Raw genomic sequence first — 18,851 nt, 5'->3', positions numbered from 1 at the left:
TGGCACCCCGGCGGCGGGTGGTGCGGCGGCCGGCGGCGGCTGGGCCGCCGGGAGCGGCCCCGCGGCCGGGGTCGGGGTCGGCAGCGGGGTCGGGGTCGGCGGCAGCGGGGTCGGGGTCGGCTCGGGCGGGCCGGCCGGAGGCCCGTGCCGGGCGGCGGGAGCCTCGCGCCGCGGGGCGGGACCCTCGGGGCGGGCGGGGGGACCTTCGGGCCCGGCGACGGGTTGCTCGTCGTCGGCTGACGGCCTGGGCTCGGGGGGCGGGGGACCGGGGGTGGCGGCGGGGGTGGCGGCGGGGAACACGCCCTCGCGCGCTGGGGCGGGGAGGGCGGACGGGGGCCGGAGGGGCCCGCGGCCGGCGCGTTCGAGCTCGACCACGAGCTGGTCGAGGAACTCGTCGACCTCGTCCATCTCGTAGCCGCCGAGGGCCGGCTGGAACCGGACCTCCTCGACCTGCTCGGGGGTGAGAGGCGGCTCGTCGTCCGGACCATTCCTGACCGGGCCGTTGCGCAGGCGGGCCAGGTCGGCGGCGGCCCGCTCCAGCAGCCGACGGACCTCCCGGCGCCGGTAGCCGCGCACGACCCTGGTGAAGGTCCGCGTCCGGACCTCTTCGGGTGCGAGCCGGCCTTCGGTCATAGCGATCAGCAGCGTGCTCCTTGACCCGCCGGATTGGCAAACGGGAACCTTCGGCGCACCCGCGCGGTTCTCCAGAGGACCCGCCGTCCGAGGAGGTCCTTGCCCTGCACCGCACCCGCAACATCCTGGTCATGGTGGCCGCCGTCGCCCTGCTGGCCGCCGGCTGCGGCGACGGCGGGGACGAGGGCGCGCCCGGCGCCCGGCCCGCCGCCTCCGCGACCCTGGCCGCGCCCGCGAGCTCGAACGGCGACGGCGCCGGGACCGGGGACGTCCGGATCGCGAACTTCACCTTCGCCCCGGCGACCGTCCGGGCCAAGGTCGGCCAGCGGGTCACCTGGGCGCACCAGGACGCCGGCGTGACCCACACCGTCACCGCCGTCGACGGCGGGTTCCGCTCCGGCGAGCTCGAGGAGGGCGACGAGTTCTCCCACCTCTTCCAGACCGCCGGCGCCTTCGCCTACCGCTGCGCCATCCATCGCGACATGCGCGGCACGGTCAGGGTCGAAGGGTAACGGACCACCTCCCAAACCGAGATCGGCCGGAGATCGTTCGGGGACGCGTCCGAGATGGCGCCGATCGGGTTTCGTGACCGGATCGGACGAACCTGGTACCCGAGCGCTCCAGTGAGGGAGCGTCGACCGGGGGGTCAGCAATGCGTCCAGTCCACATCCGTCTCATCGCCGGCGGCGGCGTGCTCGCCGTCGCGCTCGGGGTCGGCACCGCCTTCGTGGTCGGCCGGGACAGCCCCGTCCAGCCCACCGCCGTCGCCACCCCGACGACCACGGTTCCCGCTCCCACCGGCGTCGTGGCCGGCAAGGACGACGGCCGCGGCCCCGAGACCACCACGCCCAAGCCTCTCAACCGCGACCAGCAGGCCGCCAGGGCGGCCGGGGTCGCCTTCCTGCGCGAGCTCGGCATGCGCGACCCGGTGGCCGCGTCCTACCGGAAGACCGGGTCCGCCACCGCCGAGGTCGGCCTCCACCCGAAGGCCGGCGAGGGCGGGCGCGCGTTCGACCGGGTGACCACGCTGGTGCAGCTCCACCGCTACACCAACGGCTGGGTCCCCACCGGGGCCAAGGCCGCCGACATCGAGGTCGCCCAGCCGCTGCCCTTCGCCCGCATCCAGTCCCCGCTCACGGTGAGCGGCCAGTCCGTCTCCTACGAGGGCACCGTGCACGTCACCGTCACCCAGGACCGGCGCGGCCCCGACCACGTCCTCGGCAAGGGCTTCGTGAACGGCGGCGGGACCGAGCTGTCGCCGTTCCTCGGCCAGATCACCTTCGCCACCCCGACCCCCGGCGTCGACGCCGGCTGGGTCGTCTTCAGCGGCGACACCGGCGCCGGCCCCGGGATCATCGAGGCCTCCGCCGTCCGTGTCCGGTTCGTCAACAGCGACCACAAGCCGCAGATCCTCGGCGTCACCACCAACCCGCCCGCGGTCGGCTCGGCCAGGCTCGTGACCCTCACCGGGTCGGGGACCTTCACCGTCCGGGTCCGGGCCTTCGGCGCCGGCGAGGTCCGCGTGCTGCTGGTCCCCACCGGGACCGGCACCCGGGCCTACGCCAAGCTGCTCGGGGTCGACCGCGCCGGCGAGGACGGCGAGCGCTGGTCCGTCTCCTGGCGCTACCCGGACCAGTCCTTCAACGGCCACCTGCTCGTCCAGGTGAACGGCCGGGGCGGCACCGCCGAGCACGAGGGCATCGGCGTGCTCCACACCTAGCCACCACGATCCACACGGGGGAGCCGACCGGCTCCCCCGTTCGCGTCGCCGGGTCCGGTCCGGCTAGATCCGGTCCAGGCGGGCCAGGTCGTCGGCGCTCAGGCGCAGGGTCGCGGCGGCGGCGCTGTCGGTGATGGTCTCGGGACGGCTGGCCCCGGGGATGGGGATGACCACCGGGGCCTTGGCCAGCTCCCAGGCCAGGGCGACCTGCTGAGGCGAGACGCCGTGGGCGGCGGCGACCTCGGCGAAGGCGGCATGGCGGCCGCCCAGGTCGCGGCCCCGCCCGATCCCGCCCAGTGGGCTCCAGGGCAGGAAGGCGATCCGCTCGGCGGCGCAGAAGGCCAGCTCGCCCTCGGAGCGGCGGAAGCGGGGCGAGAACTCGTTCTGGACGCTGGCCACCTCGACGGCCTGGCGGGCCTGCTTGACCTGGTCGACGCTGACGTTGGAGAGGCCGACGAGCCGGACCTTGCCGGCCGCCTTGAGCTCGGCCATGGCCCCGACCGACTCGAGGAACGGGACCTTGGGGTCGGGCCGGTGGAGCTGGTAGAGGCCGATGGCGTCGACCCCGAGGGCGCGCAGGCTGGCCTCGCACGCCTGGCGCAGGTGCTCGGGGCGCCCGTCGAGGCCCCACTCGCGGCCCTCGCGGGTGTGGCCGCCCTTGGTGGCCACCAGCACCCGGTCGCGGTCGCCCGGCCAGGCGTCCAGGGCCTTCCTGACCAGCCGCTCGCCGTGGCCGATCTCGGAGCCGTCGAGGCAGTAGGCGTCGGCGGTGTCGACCAGGGTCACGCCGGCGTCAAGGGCGGCGTGGATGGTGCGGATCGAGCGGTCCTCGTCGGGCCGGCCGGCCAGCGACATCGGCATCTCGCCGAGCCCGACGGCGCCGACCTGGAGCCCGCCCAGGCGGCGGGTGGGCATGCCGGTCACCGGTGGGTCGCTCCTTCGTGCCCGCGGTGCTCGGGCTGCTCGAGCTGGAAGGTGGAGTGCTCGATGTCGAAGTGGCCGGCCAGGCACTCGCCGAGCCCGTCGAGGACCTTGCCGGCGTCGGCGTGGCGCTCCAGGACCACGTGGGCCGACAGCACCGGCAGGCCGGAGGTGATGGTCCAGGCGTGCAGGTCGTGGACGTCGGTCACGCCCGGGGTCTCGAGCAGGTGCCGGCGGACCTCGTCCATGTCGACCCCCTTGGGGGTGGCCTCGAGCAGGACGTCCACCGCCTCCCGGAGCAGCCGCCAGGTCCGGGGCAGGATGGCCGCGCCGATCAGGGCCGAGGCGATCGGGTCGGCGGCCTGGAAGCCGGTGACGGCGATCACGGCGGCGGCGGCCAGGACCGCCACCGAACCGAGCAGGTCGCCCCAGACCTCCAGGTAGGCGCCGCGCAGGTTCAGGCTGTCCCGCTGGCCGCCGTGGAGCAGCCACAGCGAGACGGCGTTGGCGACCAGCCCGGCGGCGGCCACGGCCAGCATCAGCCCGCTGGCCACCGCCGGCGGGTCGGTCAGGCGCCGCCACGCCTCGACCAGCACGAACCCGGCCACGCCGAACAGCAGCACGGCGTTGACCACGGCGGCCAGGATCTCCAGCCGGTAGTACCCGAAGGTCCGCTGCGGGGTGGCCGGGCGTGCCGCGAACCGGATCGCCAGCAGGGCCAGGCCGATCCCGGCGCCGTCGGCCAGCACGTGCCCGGCGTCGGCGAGCAGGGCCAGGCTGCCGCTGAGGGCGGCCCCGGCGACCTCGGCCACGAGCACGGCCACGGTGATGGCGAGGACCACCGTCAGCCGGCCCCGGTGCTCGGCGGCGGCGCTGTGACGGTGCTCGTGTGCCATGGGGTCACTCTGCCACAGCACAACCGAACGGCCCGGGCGATCGCCCGGGCCGTCAGGGTCGTTGCGCGTCAGCGCCTCGGCGCCAGCATCGAGGCCTCGTCGAGCGCCTCGTAGAGCTCGCGGGTGGCGGCCGACTCGAATGCGGCACGACCCTCCCGGGCGATCCTGCGCTGCTGCCACCAGACGGTGAGTTCCTTGAGCTGCATTGTCCCCCTCCTGCTGCCCCGACGCGAACCCCCCAGCCCGCGTCGCCCTCGCCGCCTGTCGGTTGCGGCGCATCGACAGGGCCTAGTCTGGCCGCCGTAGGTAACGAACCGGCATGCCACCGGTCACCGTTGCGACCCCGATCCATCACGGAACGGTCTCGGGGCGTGACGCTGGCGCCGGCTCGGCTGACTCGTGGCGGACGACGACGGCCACCGAACCGAGGATCAGGGCGGCGCCGGCCAGGGTGGCCAGGGTGACGCGCTCCTGGAGGATCAGCCAGCCGAGGGCGACGGCGACCACCGGGTTGACGTGGGTGTGGGTGGTGGCCTGGGAGACGGGAGCGTTGGCCAGCAGCCAGACGTAGGCGGTGTAGGCGACCAGGGAGCCGGCCACGACCAGGTAGGCGAGGGCGGCCAGGGACGCGCCCGAGAGGCGATGCAGCTCCAGGTGGGCGGCCTCGCCGGCGAGGAGGCCGCCGAGGCAGAGCGCGACCCCGGCGGCCAGCAGCTCCAGCGCGGTCGCGACCAGGGTGTCGCCGGGGACGGGCAGCCGGCTGGAGGCGAACGACGCCACCGCCATCGACACGTTGGCCATCAGGATGAGGACCAGGCCGAACCAGCCGGCCTCGGGTGCCGGGTTGCCGGGCAGCACGAGCACGCCGACGCCGGCGAACCCGGCCGCGACCCCGAGGGCGGTGGCGCGGGGGACGCGCTCGCCGGCCAGCCGGCGCAGCAGCACCACGACCAGCGGCATGGCCGCGACCAGCACCGCCGCCAGCCCCGAGGGGACGTCCCGCTCGGCCACGGTGACCAGGCCGGTCCCGCCGGCCAGGAACAGCAGGCCGACCAGGGCGCTGGCCCCGACCTGCCGGGCCGGCACCCGGACCCCGGTCCAGCCCCGGCGGGCCAGCAGGAACGGGTAGAGGACGGCCCCGGCCAGCAGGAACCGGACCCCGGAGCCGAGCAGCGGCGGGATCGTCTCCACCATCACCCTGATCGCCAGGTAGGTCGAGCCCCAGACCAGGTAGACGGTGGCCAGGGCGAGCCACAGCCGCCAGTCGCGGACGGTCCGGGTCGAGGTCGGTGTGGAGGTCATGGGAGATGGGTATCCAGCCAATGCCATCAGCTCACATGACAGTTCCTGCCCCTACCGATAAGTGGTGCTTATGCTCGACGTGCGCCGGCTGCGGGTGCTCCGCGAGGTCTCGCTGCGGGGCTCGTTCTCGGCCGCCGCCGAGGCGCTCGCCTACAGCCAGTCGGCCGTCTCCCAGCAGATCGCCGCCCTCGAGCGCGAGGCCGGCACCCGGCTGGTTGAGCGCCACGGCCGCGGCGTCCGCCTGACCGACGCCGGCCAGGCGCTGGTCCGCCGGGCCGACGCGATCCTGGCCGAGCTGGCCGCCGCCGACGCCGAGCTGGCGGCGATCGCCGGGCTGCGGGGCGGCCGGGTCCGGGTGTCCACCTTCGCCAGCGCGGCCACCGCGCTGCTGCCGGCCGCCGTCGCCGCCTTCCGCGCCGGCCACCCGGAGGTCCAGGTCGAGCTCTCGCTGGTCGAGGCGACCGACGAGGCCGTCGACGGGGTGCGCGCCGGGCTGGCCGACCTGGCCCTGCTGGCCCAGCCGGTCGACCAGCCGCCCCCCGACCTGGTCGAGACCCACCGGCTGCTCGAGGACCCGATGCTGGTCGTGCTGCCCGGCGGGCACCCGCTGGCCCGCCGGCGGGCCCTGGCCCTGGCCGACCTGGCCGGCGAGCCGTGGGTCCTGGGCGGCGGCCCCGCCTGCTCGGACCGCGACACGATCCTGCGGGCCTGCCACGCCGCCGGGTTCGAGCCCCGGGTCGCGGTCGCCTTCCCGACCGACGACTACAACGCCACTCAGGGCATGGTGGCCGCCGGCGCCGGGATCACGCTGCTGCCGCGGCTGGCCCTGGCCGTGCCCCGCGACGACCTGGCCGTGCGGCCCCTGGCCGGCGCCGGGGTGAGCCGGCTGGTGGTCGCGGCCGTCCGCCGCGGCGACCAGGCGGCGGCCACCATGGCCATGCTGGAGGTCGTCAGGGAGGAGGGCCGGCGGCTCAGCGGCTCGTGAAGGCGCTCTCGCCGGTGATCTCGCGGCCGACGATCAGGCTCTGGATGGCGTCGGTGCCCTCGTAGGTGTAGACGGCCTCCATGTCGGCGTGGTGACGGGCGACGTGGTTCTCGAGCAGGATGCCGTTGCCGCCGAGGACGTCGCGGGCGTCGGCCACCACCTGGCGGGCCTTGGCGGCGTTGTTCATCTTGGCCAGGGAGGCTATGCCCGCGGTCATCTGGCCGGCGTCGGTGAGCTGGGCCAGGCGCAGGCAGAGCAGCTGCATGGTGGTCACCTCGGCCAGCATCTTGGCCAGCCGGTACTGGACCAGCTGGAAGCTGGCCAGCGGGGTGCCGAACTGCTCGCGGTCGCTGACGTAGGCGAGGGCGGCCTCGTAGGCGGCCAGGGCGTGGCCGGCCGCCTCCCAGGCGACCCCGGAGCGGGTGGCCGTCAGCACCCGGGCCGTGTCGGCGAAGCCGCGCGAGTGCTCCAGCCGGTTCTCGGCCGGGACCCGGACCCCGTCAAGGGTGATCTCGGCCTGCCACACGGCCCGCTTGGCCGTCTTGCCGGCCATCACGCTGGCCGCGTACCCGGGCGTGCCCTTCTCGACCACGAACCCGCCGACCTTGTCGTCGTCGTCGCGGGCCCAGACGATCACCAGGTCGGCGAAGGAGGCGTTGCCGATCCAGCGCTTGGCCCCGTCCAGCACCCAGTGGTCGCCGTCGCGGCGGGCCCGGGTCTCCAGCGCGACCGCGTCCGAGCCGTGGTCGGGCTCGGTCAGCCCGAAGGCGCCGATCTTCTCCATGCGGGCCATGGCCGGCAGCCAGCGCCGCTTCTGCTCCTCCGACCCGAGCAGGTTGATCGAGGTCATGGCCAGGCCGGAGTGGACGCCGAAGAAGGTGCAGATGCTGCCGTCGGCCCGGCCCAGCTCCATGCCGACCAGGCCGGTGGCGACGGTGCTCAGCCCCGGGCAGCCGTAGCCTTCGATGGTGCCGCCGGCCAGGTTGAGGGCGGCCAGCTTGGGCACCAGCTCGAAGGGGAACTCGGCCCGCTCCCAGTAGTCGTTGATGATCGGGGTGACCTCCTTGTCGCAGAAGGTCCGGACCCGGTCGCGGACCTCGCGCTCGGCGTCGGTCAGGAGGTCGTCGATGCGGTAGAAGTCGGTCGACGCCGGTGGTTGCTCGCTCATGGCCGGGTCCCTCCGCTGGGTGCGCTCCGCTTCGAGCGTACCCTCGGAACGCCGATCACCTGGAGGTGCGTCCTTGACCCACGACATCCGTTCCGTCGCCGTGCTCGGCGCCGGCACCATGGGGGCCGCCATCGCCGCCCACGCGGCCAACGCCGGCCTGGCCGTCGACCTGCTCGACCTGGACTCCGACGCCGTGCACGGCGGGTTCAAGCGCATGCTGGCCGCCCGGCCGGCCGCCCTGGCCAGCCCCCGGCTGGCCGAGCGCATCCGCCTGGGGACCTTCGAGGAGGACTTCGACCGGGTCGCCGCCGCCGACTGGGTCGTCGAGGCGATCGTGGAGCGCCTGGAGCCCAAGCAGGAGCTGTTCGCCCGGGTCGAGAAGACGGCCGGCCCCGGGGCGGTGGTCACCTCCAACACCTCCGGGCTGCCGCTGGCCAGCCTGGCCGAGGGGCGCTCGGACGACTTCCGGCGCCGCTTCTGCGGCACCCACTTCTTCAACCCGCCCCGCTACCTCAAGCTGGTCGAGCTGATCCCGACCGCCGACACCGACCCCGAGGTGCTGGAGCGGATGCGGGCGTTCGTGGAGCGGGTCCTCGGCAAGGGCGCGGTCGTGGCCAAGGACACCCCCAACTTCATCGCCAACCGCCTGGGCAGCTTCGCCGGCATGCACGACGTCCGCTACGCCCTCGAGCACGGCTACGCCATCGAGGAGGTCGACGCCCTCACCGGGCCGCTCGTAGGCCGGCCCAAGACGGCCACCTTCCGGCTGTTCGACCAGGTCGGCCTGGACGTGATGGTCGCCGTGGCCGGCAACCTGCACGAGCTGGCGCCCGAGGACGAGAGCCGCGACGTGCTCCCAGCCCCTGAGCCGCTGGTTCGGATGCAGGAGGCGGGCCTGCTCGGCAACAAGACCGGCGGCGGCTTCTACCGGCGCGGCAGGCGCGACGGCCAGACCGTCTTCGACGTGCTCGACCTGGACACCCTGGAGTACCGCCCGGCGGCCAAGCCGGACCTGCCGATCGTCCCCGCGGCCCGCGACCACGACGACCTGGGCACGCGCCTGCGCTTCCTGCTCGACAAGGCCGAGGAGGACCGCGGCGCCCGCTACCTGCGCGACACCCTGCTGCCGTCGCTGGCCTACGCCGCCCGCCGGGTGCCGGAGATCGCCGACTCCCTGGTCGAGGTCGACCACGCCGTCGAGTGGGGCTTCGGCTACGAGCTGGGCCCGTTCCGGGCCTGGGACGCCATCGGCGTGGCCGACGGGGTGGGCCGCATGGAGGCCCTCGGGATCGAGGTCCCGGCCTGGGTGACCGAGATGCTGGCCGCCGGGAACGACGCCTTCTACCGCGACGGCCAGGTCTACAGCCCCCTGACCCGCGCCTACGAGCCGGTGCCGGTCGACCCGGAGGTCCTGGACCTGGAGGCGCGCAAGGCCGGGGGGGCCGTGGTGGCCCAGAACGGCTCGGCCAGCCTGGTCGACCTGGGCGACGGGGTGCTCTGCTTCGAGCTGCACGCCCCGGCCAGCGCCATCGACGCCGCCGTGGTCGAGCTCGGGGCACGGGCCCTCCAGGAGCTGGAGGAAGGCGACTGGACCGGGATGGTGATCGCCAACCAGGCCCGCAACTTCTGCGTCGGGGCCAACCTGGGCGAGGTCGGCATGGCCGCCTACCAGGGCCTGTATGACCAGGTGGGCGAGGCCGTCAAGGGCCTCCAGGACGTGCTCATGGGCTTCCGGCACGCGGCCCGGCCGGTGGTGGCCGCCCCCCACGGCCAGACGCTGGGGGGAGGGGCCGAGATCGTCCTGCACGCCGACCGGGTGGTGGCCGCCCTGGAGACCTACATCGGGCTGGTCGAGGTCGGGGTCGGCATCGTCCCGGCCGGGGGCGGGTGCAAGGAGCTGCTGCGCCGGGTCGTCGCCCCGGCCGTCCGGGCCGCCCCGGACGCGCCCGTGCTGCCGTTCGTGCAGCGGGTGTTCGAGACCATCGGCCTGGCCAAGGTGGCCACCTCGGCCGTCGAGGCCCGCGAGCTCGGGTTCCTGAGCGAGCACGACGTGATCGTGCTCAACGCCGACCACCAGCTGGCCGCGGCCAAGCGGGAGGTCCTCGACCTGGCCGGCGCCTACCGGCCCCCGGCCCGCGGGGAGGCGGCGGTGTACGCCGCCGGTCGGCCCGTCCTGGCCGCCCTGGAGCTGGGCGTGCAGACCCTCCAGTGGGCCGGCCAGGCCAGCGAGCACGACGGCGTCGTCGCCCGCCACCTGGCCCGGGTCCTGTGCGGGGGCGAGCTGTCGCTCGGCCAGTGGGTGACCGAGCAGCACATCCTCGACCTGGAGATGGAGGCGTTCCTGGCCCTGCTCCGCGAGCCCAGGACGATGGAGCGGATCCAGGGCTTCCTGATGACCGGCAAGGTCGTCCGCAACTGAGGGGATCGACGAGATGAAGGAAGCAGTCATTGTCAGTGGGGCCCGGACCGCGGTCGGGCGGGCGCCCCGGGGGACCCTGCGGGCCAGCCGGCCCGACGACATGGCCGGGGCGGCCATCGCCGAGGCGCTCCGGCGGGCCGACGGGCTCGACCCGGCCGAGGTCGAGGACGTCCTGCTGGGCTGCGCCATCACCGAGGGCAGCCAGGGGCTGAACGTGGCCCGGATCGCCGCCCAGCGGGCCGGGCTGCCCGAGAGCGTGCCCGCCCAGACGGTCAACCGCTTCTGCTCCTCGGGCCTGCAGACGATCGCCAGCGCGGCCGAGCGGATCATGACCGGGTTCGCCACCACCATCGTGGCCGGCGGCACCGAGCACATGAGCTCGACCCCGACGCCGACCCCGACCTTCTCCCCCAACCCCGAGGTCGTCCGCGGCCACCCCGAGTACTACATGGCCATGGGCCTGACCGGCGAGCGGGTGGCCGAGCGCTGGAACGTCAGCCGCGAGGACCAGGACACCTTCGCCCTCCGCTCCCACCAGCGGGCGGCCGAGGCGGTCGACTCGGGCCGCTTCGACCCCGAGATCGTCCCCCTGCCCGTCCGGGTGGACACCCTGGACGGCGACGGGCGGGCCGTCACCTCCGAGGGCACCTTCACCCGCGACGAGGGGCCGCGCCGCGACACCTCGGCCGAGGCCCTGGCCAAGCTCAAGCCCGTGTTCAAGCAGGGCGGCACCGTCACCGCCGGCAACTCCTCCCAGCGCAGCGACGGCGCGGCCGCGGTCGTGGTCATGGAGCGGGAACGGGCCGAGCGCCTCGGCCTTGCCCCGCTGGGCCGGTTCGTGGGCTACGCCGTCGGCGGGGTCGCCCCCGAGGTCATGGGCATCGGCCCCACCGTGGCCATCCCCAAGGTGCTGGAGCTGACCGGGCTCCGCCTGGACGACATCGACCTGATCGAGCTCAACGAGGCGTTCGCCTCCCAGACCCTGGCCGTCATCCGCGAGGTCGGCCTCGACCTCGACAAGGTCAACGTCAACGGGGGCGCCATCGCCCTCGGCCACCCCATGGGCGCCACCGGCACCAAGCTCACCGTCCAGCTCCTGGCCGAGCTGGCCCGCCGCGGCGGCCGCTACGGCATGGTCACCATGTGCGTCGGCGGCGGCCAGGGCGCCGCCGGGATCTTCGAGAACCTCCAGCGCTAGCCGCCGGGGCGGCCTGTGGACAGCGCCGCGCCCTCATTCCGCTGGCGAGGTAGCCTCCCCCACCGGGGGACCCGATGCCGGCGGGTCGGGCTGCAGGCCGCCCGGGGGTGCGGGACGCCCGGGGCAGCTCGGCGCCGAGCACGACCCGTTCGGCGTCGTGCCAGCCGAGGGGCCCGCAGCCCAGCTCCGGAACCCCGGGGAGCGGTAGAGGCGGAACCCGGGCTCCTCCAGCTCGCCGGCCAGCTCCTCGGCGAAGAACCCGGCCTCGACCGCGGTCTCGTGGAAGGGCGCGGCCCCCATGGCCGCCCGTCGACGTCGACCAGCCGCTCGCTGACGGCGGCCGTCCCGGGCCGTCCAGGCGGTCCAGGCGGGTCACGACGGCGGCCGGGCGTCACCGGCCGGGGCGGGGGGACGGGCGCCGGCGAACTGGCGGGACTGGGCGACCAGGCGGCCGGCCGAGTCCCAGATCTCGGCCTCCTCGTCGAACCAGCCGCCCTGCCAGAGCTGGCCGCGCACGATGCAGGCGAGCCAGCCCGGCGCCGGGACGCCGCGCAGGTAGACGGTCAGCTCCACCGTCGGCGCCCAGCTCGCCAGGCCGAGGTCGAAGCTGGTCGGGGGCAGCGCGTCGACCACCTGGAGCAGGGCCAGCGGGTCGGCGGCGCGGCCGTCGGAGAACCGGACCCAGCCGCGCATCTCCAGGCGGCCGCCCGGCCGGCCGGCAAGCCAGCCCAGGGTGGCCGGGTCGAGCCGGAGGTCGATGTGCTCGAGCAGGTTGGCCCGCATGCCGCCGGGCAGCTCGGGCCGCCCGGGCACGCAGTCCTCCACCGGCGCCAGCCCGTCCGGCCCGGCGGCCCGGCGCCACCCGGGGTCCGCGTCCGGGTCCATCCGCCCGGCCGTGACCAGCGCCTCCAGCCGGGCCGCGCCCTCCTGGACCAGGGTCACCCTGGCCGTCGACAGGCTGCGGCCGGCCCGCAGCCGGCGCACCTCCAGCTCGGCCGGCCCGAGGTCGGACGGGGCCAGGAAGTGGGCGCTGACCGCCAGCGGATGCGGCTGCCCGGCCGCCTCCAGCGCCGCCCGCGTCGCCAGCGCCAGCAGGTACCCGCCGTTGGGCCGGCCGGCCACCGTCCAGCCCGGGTCGACCTCGGCCGTCCACCGCACCGGCCCGCCCCGTACGGCCGTGGCCAGGTCGAAGCTGTGCCCCGTGGCCGTCTCGGCCGGCCCGTCCTCTGCCATGCCGCCTCCTCCCTCCGGCCACGGAGGCTGCCAGCGGCCCCGGCGCTCCGCAAGCCCGCCAGTCAGGCGATCAGGCGAACCAGGGCGGCGGTGACGGCGGCGGCGGTGATGACGACCAGGAGGGGGGCGCGCAGGAGGAGGGCGGCGGCGCCGGCGGCGAGGCCGGCGAGGCGGGCGTCGATGGTGAAGCCGCCGTTGTCGCCGCCGAGGGCCTGGGTGACGACCAGGGCGGCCAGGAGGGCGGGGGCGAGGTGCTCGAGGGCGGCCTGGGCGCGGGGAGGCGGGGTGCGCCGGGCGAGCAGGAGGGGGCCGGCGGCCTTGATGGCGATGGTGGCCAGGCCGACCACGATCACGCTGATCCAGACGGCGCTCATGCGGGACGCCTCGTGCCGACGAGGCAGGCCAGGCTGGCGGCGACGATCGGGACCCCGGGGCCGGTGAAGGGCATGAGGGCCAACGCGATGGCGGCGCCGCCGAGGGCGGCCAGGAGGCGGGAGCGCTCGCGGACCTGCGACCAGAGCAGGGCCAGGAACAGCGCCGGGAAGGCGGCGTCGAGGCCGAGCGACTCGGGGTCGGCGACCAGGTCGCCGGCGAAGGCCCCGACGGCCGTGCCGGCGGTCCAGCAGACGAGCAGGAGCAGGCCGGCGCCGATCAGCAGGTGCCGGTCGATGCGGCCGTCGTGGCGCTGGGCGACGGCCCAGGACTCGTCGACGATCATCTGGGCGGTGAGGACCCGCCGCCACCACGGGCCCTCGAAGGCGCCGGCCGCGGACAGCCCGATGGGGCCGTAGCGGAGGTTGAGCAGGACGGCGGCGACGATGGCCGTGACCAGGCCGCCGCCGGCGCCGAGGATGGAGGCGACGGCGAACTGGGCCGAGCCGGCGAAGGTCGTCACCGACATCACCACCGGGGCGACCCGCCCCATGCCGGCCGCGCGGGCCAGCACCCCGAACGAGACGCCGAAGGCGAACGCGGCGACCCCGATCGGGGCGGCCGCCCGCACTCCGTCCAGGTAGGTCCGCCGCCCGGGCTCGGGCGCCTGGGGGTCGGTCAACCGCTTCACCGTTCGTCGGGCCATCGTGGATGCACCGGGGCCTCCTGGGGATTGAACACCAGCATATACCGATTACTGGTGACAGGCTAACCGGAGGATGTGACAGCCACCCGGGCGGCTAGCCGGAGGGGGAGGCGAGCAGGTCGGGAGTGACCTCGGTCAGGTCGACGGCGCCGCACAGGGCCATGGCCAGGCGGAGCTCGGTGGCGAGGGCGGCGAGGACCCGCTCGACCCCGGCGGATCCCGCCACCGCCAGGCCCCAGAGGACCGGGCGGCCGATCAGGACGGCGCGGGCCCCCAGGGCGAGGGCCTTGAGGACGTCGGTGCCGCGGCGGACGCCGCCGTCGACGTAGACCTCGACCCGGTCGCCGACCGCGGCGGCGACCTCGGCGAGGGCGTCGGCGCTGGCGACCACGGTGTCGAGCTGGCGGCCGCCGTGGTTGGAGACCACCACCCCGACGGCGCCGGCGTCCACGCAGGCGACCGCGTCGTCGGCCCGCAGGACCCCCTTGACCACCACCGGGAGGCCGGAGCGGTCGGCCAGCCAGGCGATCGTGTCGGGGGTGAGGGCGGGGTCGAACTGGCCGGCCTGGGCGAGCACGTCGACGGCCAGCTCCCGCTGGCGGGCGTCCGCGGCCGGCGGGGCGTTGGCGGGCTTGAGGCCGGTGGGCAGGCGGAAGTCGTTGCGCAGGTCGCGCAGGCGGTTGCCGAGCAGGGGCACGTCGACGGTCAGGACCAGCGCCCGGTAGCCGGCGGCGGCGGCCCGCCCGACCAGGTCGGCGGTCCAGCCGCGGTCGCGGACCACGTAGACCTGGAACCAGCGGACGGCGTCGGGGGCGGCCGCCGCCACCTCCTCGACCGACATGGTGGCCTGGGTCGAGAGCACGTAGGGGGCGCCGGCCGCGGCCGCCCCGGCGGCCGAGGCGGCCTCGCCGTCGGGGTGGACCATGCGGTGATACGCCATGGGCGCGACCGCCAGCGGGGTCGGGACCTCGCTGCCGAGCAGGGACGTGGCCGTCGACACCCGGCTCACGTCACGCAGCACCCGGGGGCGCAGCCGCGGCCGCGACCAGGCGGCCAGGTTGTCGGCCAGGGTGCGCTCGGCGTCGGCCCCGCCGGCGATGTAGTCGTAGACCCCGGGGTCCAGCCGCGCCCGGGCCGCCGCCTCCAGCGCCTCCAGGTCGAGCGGGTCCAGCGGGTCGAGCTGGTCCAGGTCGGTCACGGCCCGGTGGCGCTAGACGCCACCCTGGACCCGGGACAGGAGCACCTGGGCGGTCGAGCGCAGCCGGTCATCGAGGGCATCCATCAGCTTGACCACGATCTCCGCGGCCCAGTCGGCCAGCTCCCGCCGCTCCTGGGCGCTGTCCAGGTCGCGGACCTCGCGGTAGTCGACGATCCGGGAGGCGCGCCGGTCGTCCAGGCGCTCCCAGGACAGGATGCGGCCGACCGCGGTCTCGATGGCCAGGCGCTCGGCCTCCAGGTCGTCGAACAGCCGCTTGGTGGCCGTGCGCTCCTGCATGTCCAGGTAGACCCCGGCCCGGACGGCGCCGTTGGCGGTGAAGGCGACGTCGTAGAAGCCGAACGGCCCGGCCGCGAACCCGACCCAGTTCTCGTAGCCGAACTTGGGGATGCGGAAGCCGGGACGGCGGATGGCCACGAAGTCGAACATCGACTCGAAGAAGCGGTGCCGCAACTCCACCGGCTGGAGCCCGCCGGCCTGCTCGGAGGCCATCGGTGGCGGGGTCGCGGGCAGGTGCCGGCCGCTCAGCTCGGGCTCCAGCGGCTCCAGGGTCGGCGAGGCTGCCGCGCTCAGGGGTGCTCCGGCCACAGGGGAAGGCGTGTCCGGGGCCACCGCGTCCGGCGGCTCACGCGACGGCGGCGGCTCGTGCTGGCCGCGCGGCGACGCCGCCGGGGTGCGCACGGGCATCGGCGGCGGTGGCGGCATGGGCGGCGCCGGCGGCGGCGAGCCGTCAGCGGCCTCGGCGGGGTAGCGCGGCATCCCGCCCGGCTCGGCGGCGTGGCGCGGGGCCGGGCCGGGCCGGGGCGTGCCCAGCGGCAGGTGGACCTGGCGGCGGCCGCCGGTGCGCCAGTTGCGGGGCTGCACGACCACGTCGAGCACGGGCGCGGGCAGGGACCGGCCGATGCGGACCAGGCCGATCTCCACCCCGAAGAAGTCGACCTTCTGGTCGGTGCGGTCGTTGAGCCAGTCGAGGCCGCGCCGGAACTCCTCGTGGAACCGGGGCGCGACCCAGATCACCACGGCCGCGTCCAGCCCCGAGGCGTGCACGATCATCTGGCCGAGCTGGTTGTGGTCGGTCGCCTCCAGCCGGTTCTCGATCACGATCGGGCGCCCGGTGGCGTCGGTCCCGAGCACCTTGAAGGCGCCGGTGTCGACGTTGATCTCCTGCTCCAGCGGGGTGATGTCGATCCCGAGGGTCTCGCCGAGCAGGTCGATGTTCTGGAGAAACCAGGGGGTCAGGTCGGGCAGCTGCTCCCCCCAGAACGACTTGAGGTCCAGCCGCTCGAGCCGGCCGAGACCCAGCCGCTCGATCTCCGTTCTGGCCACTCGCGCTCCTTCCGATCGCCCCCCCAACCTTGCAAGGGGCAGTTGTACCCCGGCCCGCCCGGTCGGCGTCAAACCAGTCAGGTCGTCCATACCGCTGCGCTCGCGCCAGATAGGTCGCCGCTTGGCGATTGCGGGCGGGTCGCGACCCGGAGCCGCAGCTTACCCGTGTCGACGGGGACATGCTGGGACCTTTCGCCCAGGTTGGCGACGACGACCGCCCGCGACCCCGACGGGTCGCCCCGCTCCAGCACGACCAGCCGCCGCTCCGGGTCGACCCGGGCGGTGGTCAGGTCGCGGCGGCAGTTCCCGAGCGCCGGCACCTCGCGGCGCAGCCGCAGCAGGGCCCGCCACAGCTCCAGGGCCGGGCCGCCGGCCCGGTCCCAGTCGAGCTTGGACCGCTCGAAGGTGACCGGGTCGTTGGGATCGGGCACCTCCTCGCCCCAGTCGAAGGCGGCGAACTCGGCCCGCCGGCCCTGCCGGACCGACTCGGCCAGGCCCGGCCCGTGGTCGGTGAAGTAGAGGAACGGGCGCGTGGAGCCCCACTCCTGGCCCTGGAACAGCAGGGGCAGGAACGGCGAGCAGGCGACCAGCACGGCGGCCACGGCATCCAGGTCGGGGCCGACCAGGGCGGCCAGCCGGTCCCCGAAGGGGCGGTTGCCGACCTGGTCGTGGTTCTGGGCGCAGACCACGAACCGCTCCCCGCCCAGCCCGGCCGGGTCGCGGCCCAGGCGGCGGTCCAGGTAGGGGTTGTACTGGCCGGTGAACACCCAGCCGGTCTCCAGCGCCTTGGAGAGCGTCTCGCGGTCCTGGAAGCCCTCGTACCAGCCGGAGGTCTCGCCGGTGAGGGCCACGTGGAGGGCGTGGTGGAGGTCGTCGGCCCAGGCGGCGTCGACCTTGTAGGCGGTGACCAGCAATGGCTGGTGCAGGTCGCTCTCGGCGACCACCACCGAGCCGGGCCGGGCGCCGTGGACCCGGGCCGACAGCTCCTCCAGGATGTGCACCGAGCTGCGGTCGAACAGGGCGTGGACGGCGTCTAGGCGAAGGCCGTCGACGCCGTAGCCGGCCACCCACTGCTCGGCGTTGTCGAGCACGAACCCGCGCACGAAGTCCGACCCGGGCCCGTCCAGGTTGACCGCCGGGCCCCAGTCGGTGGTGGCCACGTCGGTGAAGTAGGGGCCGAACTCGGCCAGGTGATTGCCGTCCGGGCCGAGGTGGTTGTAGACGACGTCCAGGACCACGGCCAGCCCGGCCTCGTGGCAGGCGTCGACGAAGCGGCGGAAGGCGGCCGGCCCGCCGTAGGCCTCGTGCACGGCGTACAGCGCGACCCCGTCGTAGCCCCAGCCCCGCGACCCCGGGAACGCGGCCACCGGCATGACCTCGACGGCGTTCACGCCCAGCCCGGCCAGGTGGCCGAGCCGTCCGATGGCCGCGTCGAAGGTGCCCTCGGGGGTGAAGGTCCCGCAGTGCAGCTCGTAGAAGACCAGGTCCCGCAGCGGCGGGGTGGCGAAGGGGGCCGGCGGCGGGCCCAGGTCGACCAGCCGTGACGGGCCGTGGACGCCGTGGGGCTGGAACCTCGAGCGCGGGTCGGGCCGCTCCCGCTCGCCGTCGAGGACCAGCAGGTAGTCGTCGCCGGCGGCGGCCCCTTCGACCCTCCCCCGCCAGACGCCCCGCTCCTGCCGCTCCAGCGCCACGGTCCGGTCGCCCACCCGCACGGCCAGGGAGCGCACCTTGGGCGCCCACACCCCGAACTCGGCGCCCCCCTCGACCAGCCGGGGCCCCAGCGGGGGGGTCACTCCGGGGCGAGCCAGATCGTGGCCAGGGGCGGCAGGGTGACCCGGGCCGAGGCCGGCTGGCCGTCCCACTCGATCGCCTCGGCCTCGACCACGCCCATGTTGCCGACGTTGGTGCCGCCGTAGGCCGCGGAGTCGGTGTTGAGCACCTCGCCCCAGCGCCCGACCGTCGGCAGCCCGATCCGGTACTCGCTGCGGGGCACCGGCGAGAAGTTGCAGAGGCAGACCAGCGGCCGGCCGTCGGCGGCCCAGCGGATGAAGCTGAGGGCGTTGTCGTCGACGTCGTTGGGGTCGATCCAGGAGAACCCCTCCGGCCTGCTGTCCTGCTGCCACAGGGCCTTGTGCTCGCGGTAGACGCGGTTGAGGTCGCCGACCAGGGTCTGGACGCCCTTGTGGTTCGGGTCGGCCAGGGACTCCCAGTCGATCGAGCGCTCGTGCGACCACTCGGACTCCTGGCCCAGCTCGCAGCCCATGAACAGCAGCTGCTTGCCCGGGTGGGCCCACATGTAGCCGAGGTAGGCGCGCAGGTTGGCGAACCGCCGCCAGGTGTCGCCCGGCATCTTGCCGAGCAGCGAGCCCTTGCCGTGCACGACCTCGTCGTGGCTGATGGGCAGGATGAAGTTCTCGCTGAAGGCGTAGATGAGCGAGAAGGTGAGCTGGTGGTGGTGGAAGCGGCGGTAGATGGGGTCCTTGGAGACGTACTGGAGGCTGTCGTGCATCCAGCCCATGTTCCACTTGAAGCCGAAGCCGAGGCCGCCCAGGTAGACGGGGCGTGACACGCTCGGCCAGGCGGTCGACTCCTCGGCCACGGTCATCGCCCCCGGGTGCTCCCGGTAGGTGACGGTGTTGAAGTCCTTCAGGAACCGGACCGCGTCCAGGTCCTCGTTGCCGCCGTACTCGTTGGGGACCCACTCGCCCTCGTTGCGCGAGTAGTCCAGGTAGAGGATGGAGGCGACCGCGTCCACC

The 18,851-nt window shown here is 75.0% G+C and carries 19 protein-coding genes; 5 read left to right on the top strand and 14 right to left on the bottom strand.

Translation table 11 applies throughout. The features are described 5' to 3' along the window. Positions 1-633, bottom strand: a 633-nt coding sequence (locus VF468_18835) for a DivIVA domain-containing protein (GenBank protein HEX5880348.1), incomplete at its 3' end; no start/stop codon positions are given. Positions 634-653: 20 nt separating this feature from the next. Here VF468_18835 and VF468_18830 point away from each other — a divergent pair. Beyond that, entirely contained in the window at positions 654-1,145 is a 492-nt protein-coding gene (locus VF468_18830; GenBank protein HEX5880347.1) for a cupredoxin family copper-binding protein, read from the top strand. A 140-nt stretch (positions 1,146-1,285) separates the two neighbouring features. After that, positions 1,286-2,353, top strand: coding sequence for a Gmad2 immunoglobulin-like domain-containing protein (locus VF468_18825; GenBank protein ID HEX5880346.1), 1,068 nt, complete (start codon positions 1,286-1,288; stop codon positions 2,351-2,353). 63 nt (positions 2,354-2,416) lie between these two features. On the opposite strand, the gene VF468_18820 is transcribed toward VF468_18825, so the two are convergent. The 4 genes from VF468_18820 to VF468_18805 form a co-directional block, all read right to left on the bottom strand. Next, positions 2,417-3,268 carry an aldo/keto reductase gene (locus VF468_18820; protein HEX5880345.1) on the bottom strand — a complete coding sequence of 284 codons (852 nt, stop codon included), beginning with the start codon at positions 3,266-3,268 and terminating at the stop codon, positions 2,417-2,419. A 5-nt stretch (positions 3,269-3,273) separates the two neighbouring features. Beyond that, positions 3,274-4,170 (bottom strand): cation diffusion facilitator family transporter, encoded by an 897-nt coding sequence (locus VF468_18815; protein HEX5880344.1) that lies wholly within the window; start codon positions 4,168-4,170, stop codon positions 3,274-3,276. A 68-nt stretch (positions 4,171-4,238) separates the two neighbouring features. Then, positions 4,239-4,376, bottom strand: a complete 138-nt coding sequence (locus VF468_18810) for a hypothetical protein (GenBank protein ID HEX5880343.1) — start codon at positions 4,374-4,376, stop codon at positions 4,239-4,241. Positions 4,377-4,521: 145 nt separating this feature from the next. Then, positions 4,522-5,472, bottom strand: a complete 951-nt coding sequence (locus VF468_18805) for an EamA family transporter (GenBank protein HEX5880342.1) — start codon at positions 5,470-5,472, stop codon at positions 4,522-4,524. A gap of 79 nt (positions 5,473-5,551) precedes the next feature. Here VF468_18805 and VF468_18800 point away from each other — a divergent pair, with 79 nt between their 5' ends. Continuing rightward, positions 5,552-6,457 carry a LysR family transcriptional regulator gene (locus VF468_18800; GenBank protein ID HEX5880341.1) on the top strand — a complete coding sequence of 302 codons (906 nt, stop codon included), beginning with the start codon at positions 5,552-5,554 and terminating at the stop codon, positions 6,455-6,457. On the opposite strand, the gene VF468_18795 is transcribed toward VF468_18800, so the two are convergent. Then, positions 6,444-7,625 (bottom strand): acyl-CoA dehydrogenase family protein, encoded by a 1,182-nt coding sequence (locus VF468_18795; protein HEX5880340.1) that lies wholly within the window; start codon positions 7,623-7,625, stop codon positions 6,444-6,446. The two genes, VF468_18800 and VF468_18795, sit on opposite strands and share 14 nt — an antisense overlap. 73 nt (positions 7,626-7,698) lie before the next feature. On the opposite strand from VF468_18795, the gene VF468_18790 reads away from it, so the two are divergent. Continuing rightward, positions 7,699-10,044 (top strand): 3-hydroxyacyl-CoA dehydrogenase/enoyl-CoA hydratase family protein, encoded by a 2,346-nt coding sequence (locus VF468_18790; GenBank protein HEX5880339.1) that lies wholly within the window; start codon positions 7,699-7,701, stop codon positions 10,042-10,044. A 13-nt stretch (positions 10,045-10,057) separates the two neighbouring features. Further along, positions 10,058-11,242 carry an acetyl-CoA C-acyltransferase gene (locus tag VF468_18785; protein ID HEX5880338.1) on the top strand — a complete coding sequence of 395 codons (1,185 nt, stop codon included), beginning with the start codon at positions 10,058-10,060 and terminating at the stop codon, positions 11,240-11,242. A 33-nt stretch (positions 11,243-11,275) separates the two neighbouring features. Here the strand turns inward: VF468_18785 and VF468_18780 are convergent, their stop codons facing one another. From VF468_18780 to glgB, 8 genes are all read right to left on the bottom strand, one after another. Further along, positions 11,276-11,542, bottom strand: coding sequence for a hypothetical protein (locus VF468_18780; protein ID HEX5880337.1), 267 nt, complete (start codon positions 11,540-11,542; stop codon positions 11,276-11,278). A gap of 72 nt (positions 11,543-11,614) precedes the next feature. Then, complete coding sequence (locus VF468_18775) at positions 11,615-12,475, bottom strand: thioesterase family protein (GenBank protein HEX5880336.1); 861 nt, start codon at positions 12,473-12,475, stop codon at positions 11,615-11,617. Between the two features lie 62 nt (positions 12,476-12,537). Beyond that, positions 12,538-12,849: an AzlD domain-containing protein gene (locus VF468_18770; protein ID HEX5880335.1), complete on the bottom strand. Its 312-nt coding sequence runs from the start codon at positions 12,847-12,849 to the stop codon at positions 12,538-12,540. Then, on the bottom strand, positions 12,846-13,529 hold the full coding sequence (locus VF468_18765; protein HEX5880334.1) for an AzlC family ABC transporter permease: 684 nt from the start codon (positions 13,527-13,529) through the stop codon (positions 12,846-12,848). The genes VF468_18770 and VF468_18765 overlap by 4 nt, the downstream gene beginning before the upstream one ends. A gap of 118 nt (positions 13,530-13,647) precedes the next feature. Next, positions 13,648-14,751, bottom strand: a complete 1,104-nt coding sequence (locus tag VF468_18760) for an alpha-hydroxy acid oxidase (GenBank protein HEX5880333.1) — start codon at positions 14,749-14,751, stop codon at positions 13,648-13,650. Positions 14,752-14,763: 12 nt separating this feature from the next. Next, entirely contained in the window at positions 14,764-16,095 is a 1,332-nt protein-coding gene (locus VF468_18755) for a DUF4268 domain-containing protein (protein ID HEX5880332.1), read from the bottom strand. 77 nt (positions 16,096-16,172) lie between these two features. Next, positions 16,173-17,888, bottom strand: coding sequence for a malto-oligosyltrehalose trehalohydrolase (gene treZ / locus VF468_18750; GenBank protein ID HEX5880331.1), 1,716 nt, complete (start codon positions 17,886-17,888; stop codon positions 16,173-16,175). Continuing rightward, positions 17,885-18,851, bottom strand: a 967-nt coding sequence (gene glgB, locus VF468_18745) for a 1,4-alpha-glucan branching enzyme (protein HEX5880330.1), incomplete at its 5' end; no start/stop codon positions are given. The genes treZ and glgB, both read right to left, overlap by 4 nt.

Source organism: Actinomycetota bacterium, assembly GCA_036280995.1.
Classification (GTDB): domain Bacteria; phylum Actinomycetota; class CALGFH01; order CALGFH01; family CALGFH01; genus CALGFH01.
Note: the sequence above shows the minus strand (reverse complement) of the source record. Positions and strands in the feature narration are given on the sequence as shown.

Bases quoted from the DNA above. Each gene is read 5' to 3' on its own strand.
- VF468_18805 (HEX5880342.1), bottom strand. From the start codon at position 5,472: ATGACCTCCACACCGACCTCGACCCGGACCGTCCGCGACTGGCGGCTG.
- VF468_18825 (HEX5880346.1), top strand. From the start codon at position 1,286: ATGCGTCCAGTCCACATCCGTCTCATCGCCGGCGGCGGCGTGCTCGCC.
- VF468_18815 (HEX5880344.1), bottom strand. From the start codon at position 4,170: ATGGCACACGAGCACCGTCACAGCGCCGCCGCCGAGCACCGGGGCCGG.
- VF468_18770 (HEX5880335.1), bottom strand. From the start codon at position 12,849: ATGAGCGCCGTCTGGATCAGCGTGATCGTGGTCGGCCTGGCCACCATC.
- VF468_18780 (HEX5880337.1), bottom strand. From the start codon at position 11,542: ATGGGGGCCGCGCCCTTCCACGAGACCGCGGTCGAGGCCGGGTTCTTC.
- VF468_18785 (HEX5880338.1), top strand. From the start codon at position 10,058: ATGAAGGAAGCAGTCATTGTCAGTGGGGCCCGGACCGCGGTCGGGCGG.
- VF468_18795 (HEX5880340.1), bottom strand. From the start codon at position 7,625: ATGAGCGAGCAACCACCGGCGTCGACCGACTTCTACCGCATCGACGAC.
- VF468_18775 (HEX5880336.1), bottom strand. From the start codon at position 12,475: ATGGCAGAGGACGGGCCGGCCGAGACGGCCACGGGGCACAGCTTCGAC.
- VF468_18810 (HEX5880343.1), bottom strand. From the start codon at position 4,376: ATGCAGCTCAAGGAACTCACCGTCTGGTGGCAGCAGCGCAGGATCGCC.
- VF468_18820 (HEX5880345.1), bottom strand. From the start codon at position 3,268: ATGCCCACCCGCCGCCTGGGCGGGCTCCAGGTCGGCGCCGTCGGGCTC.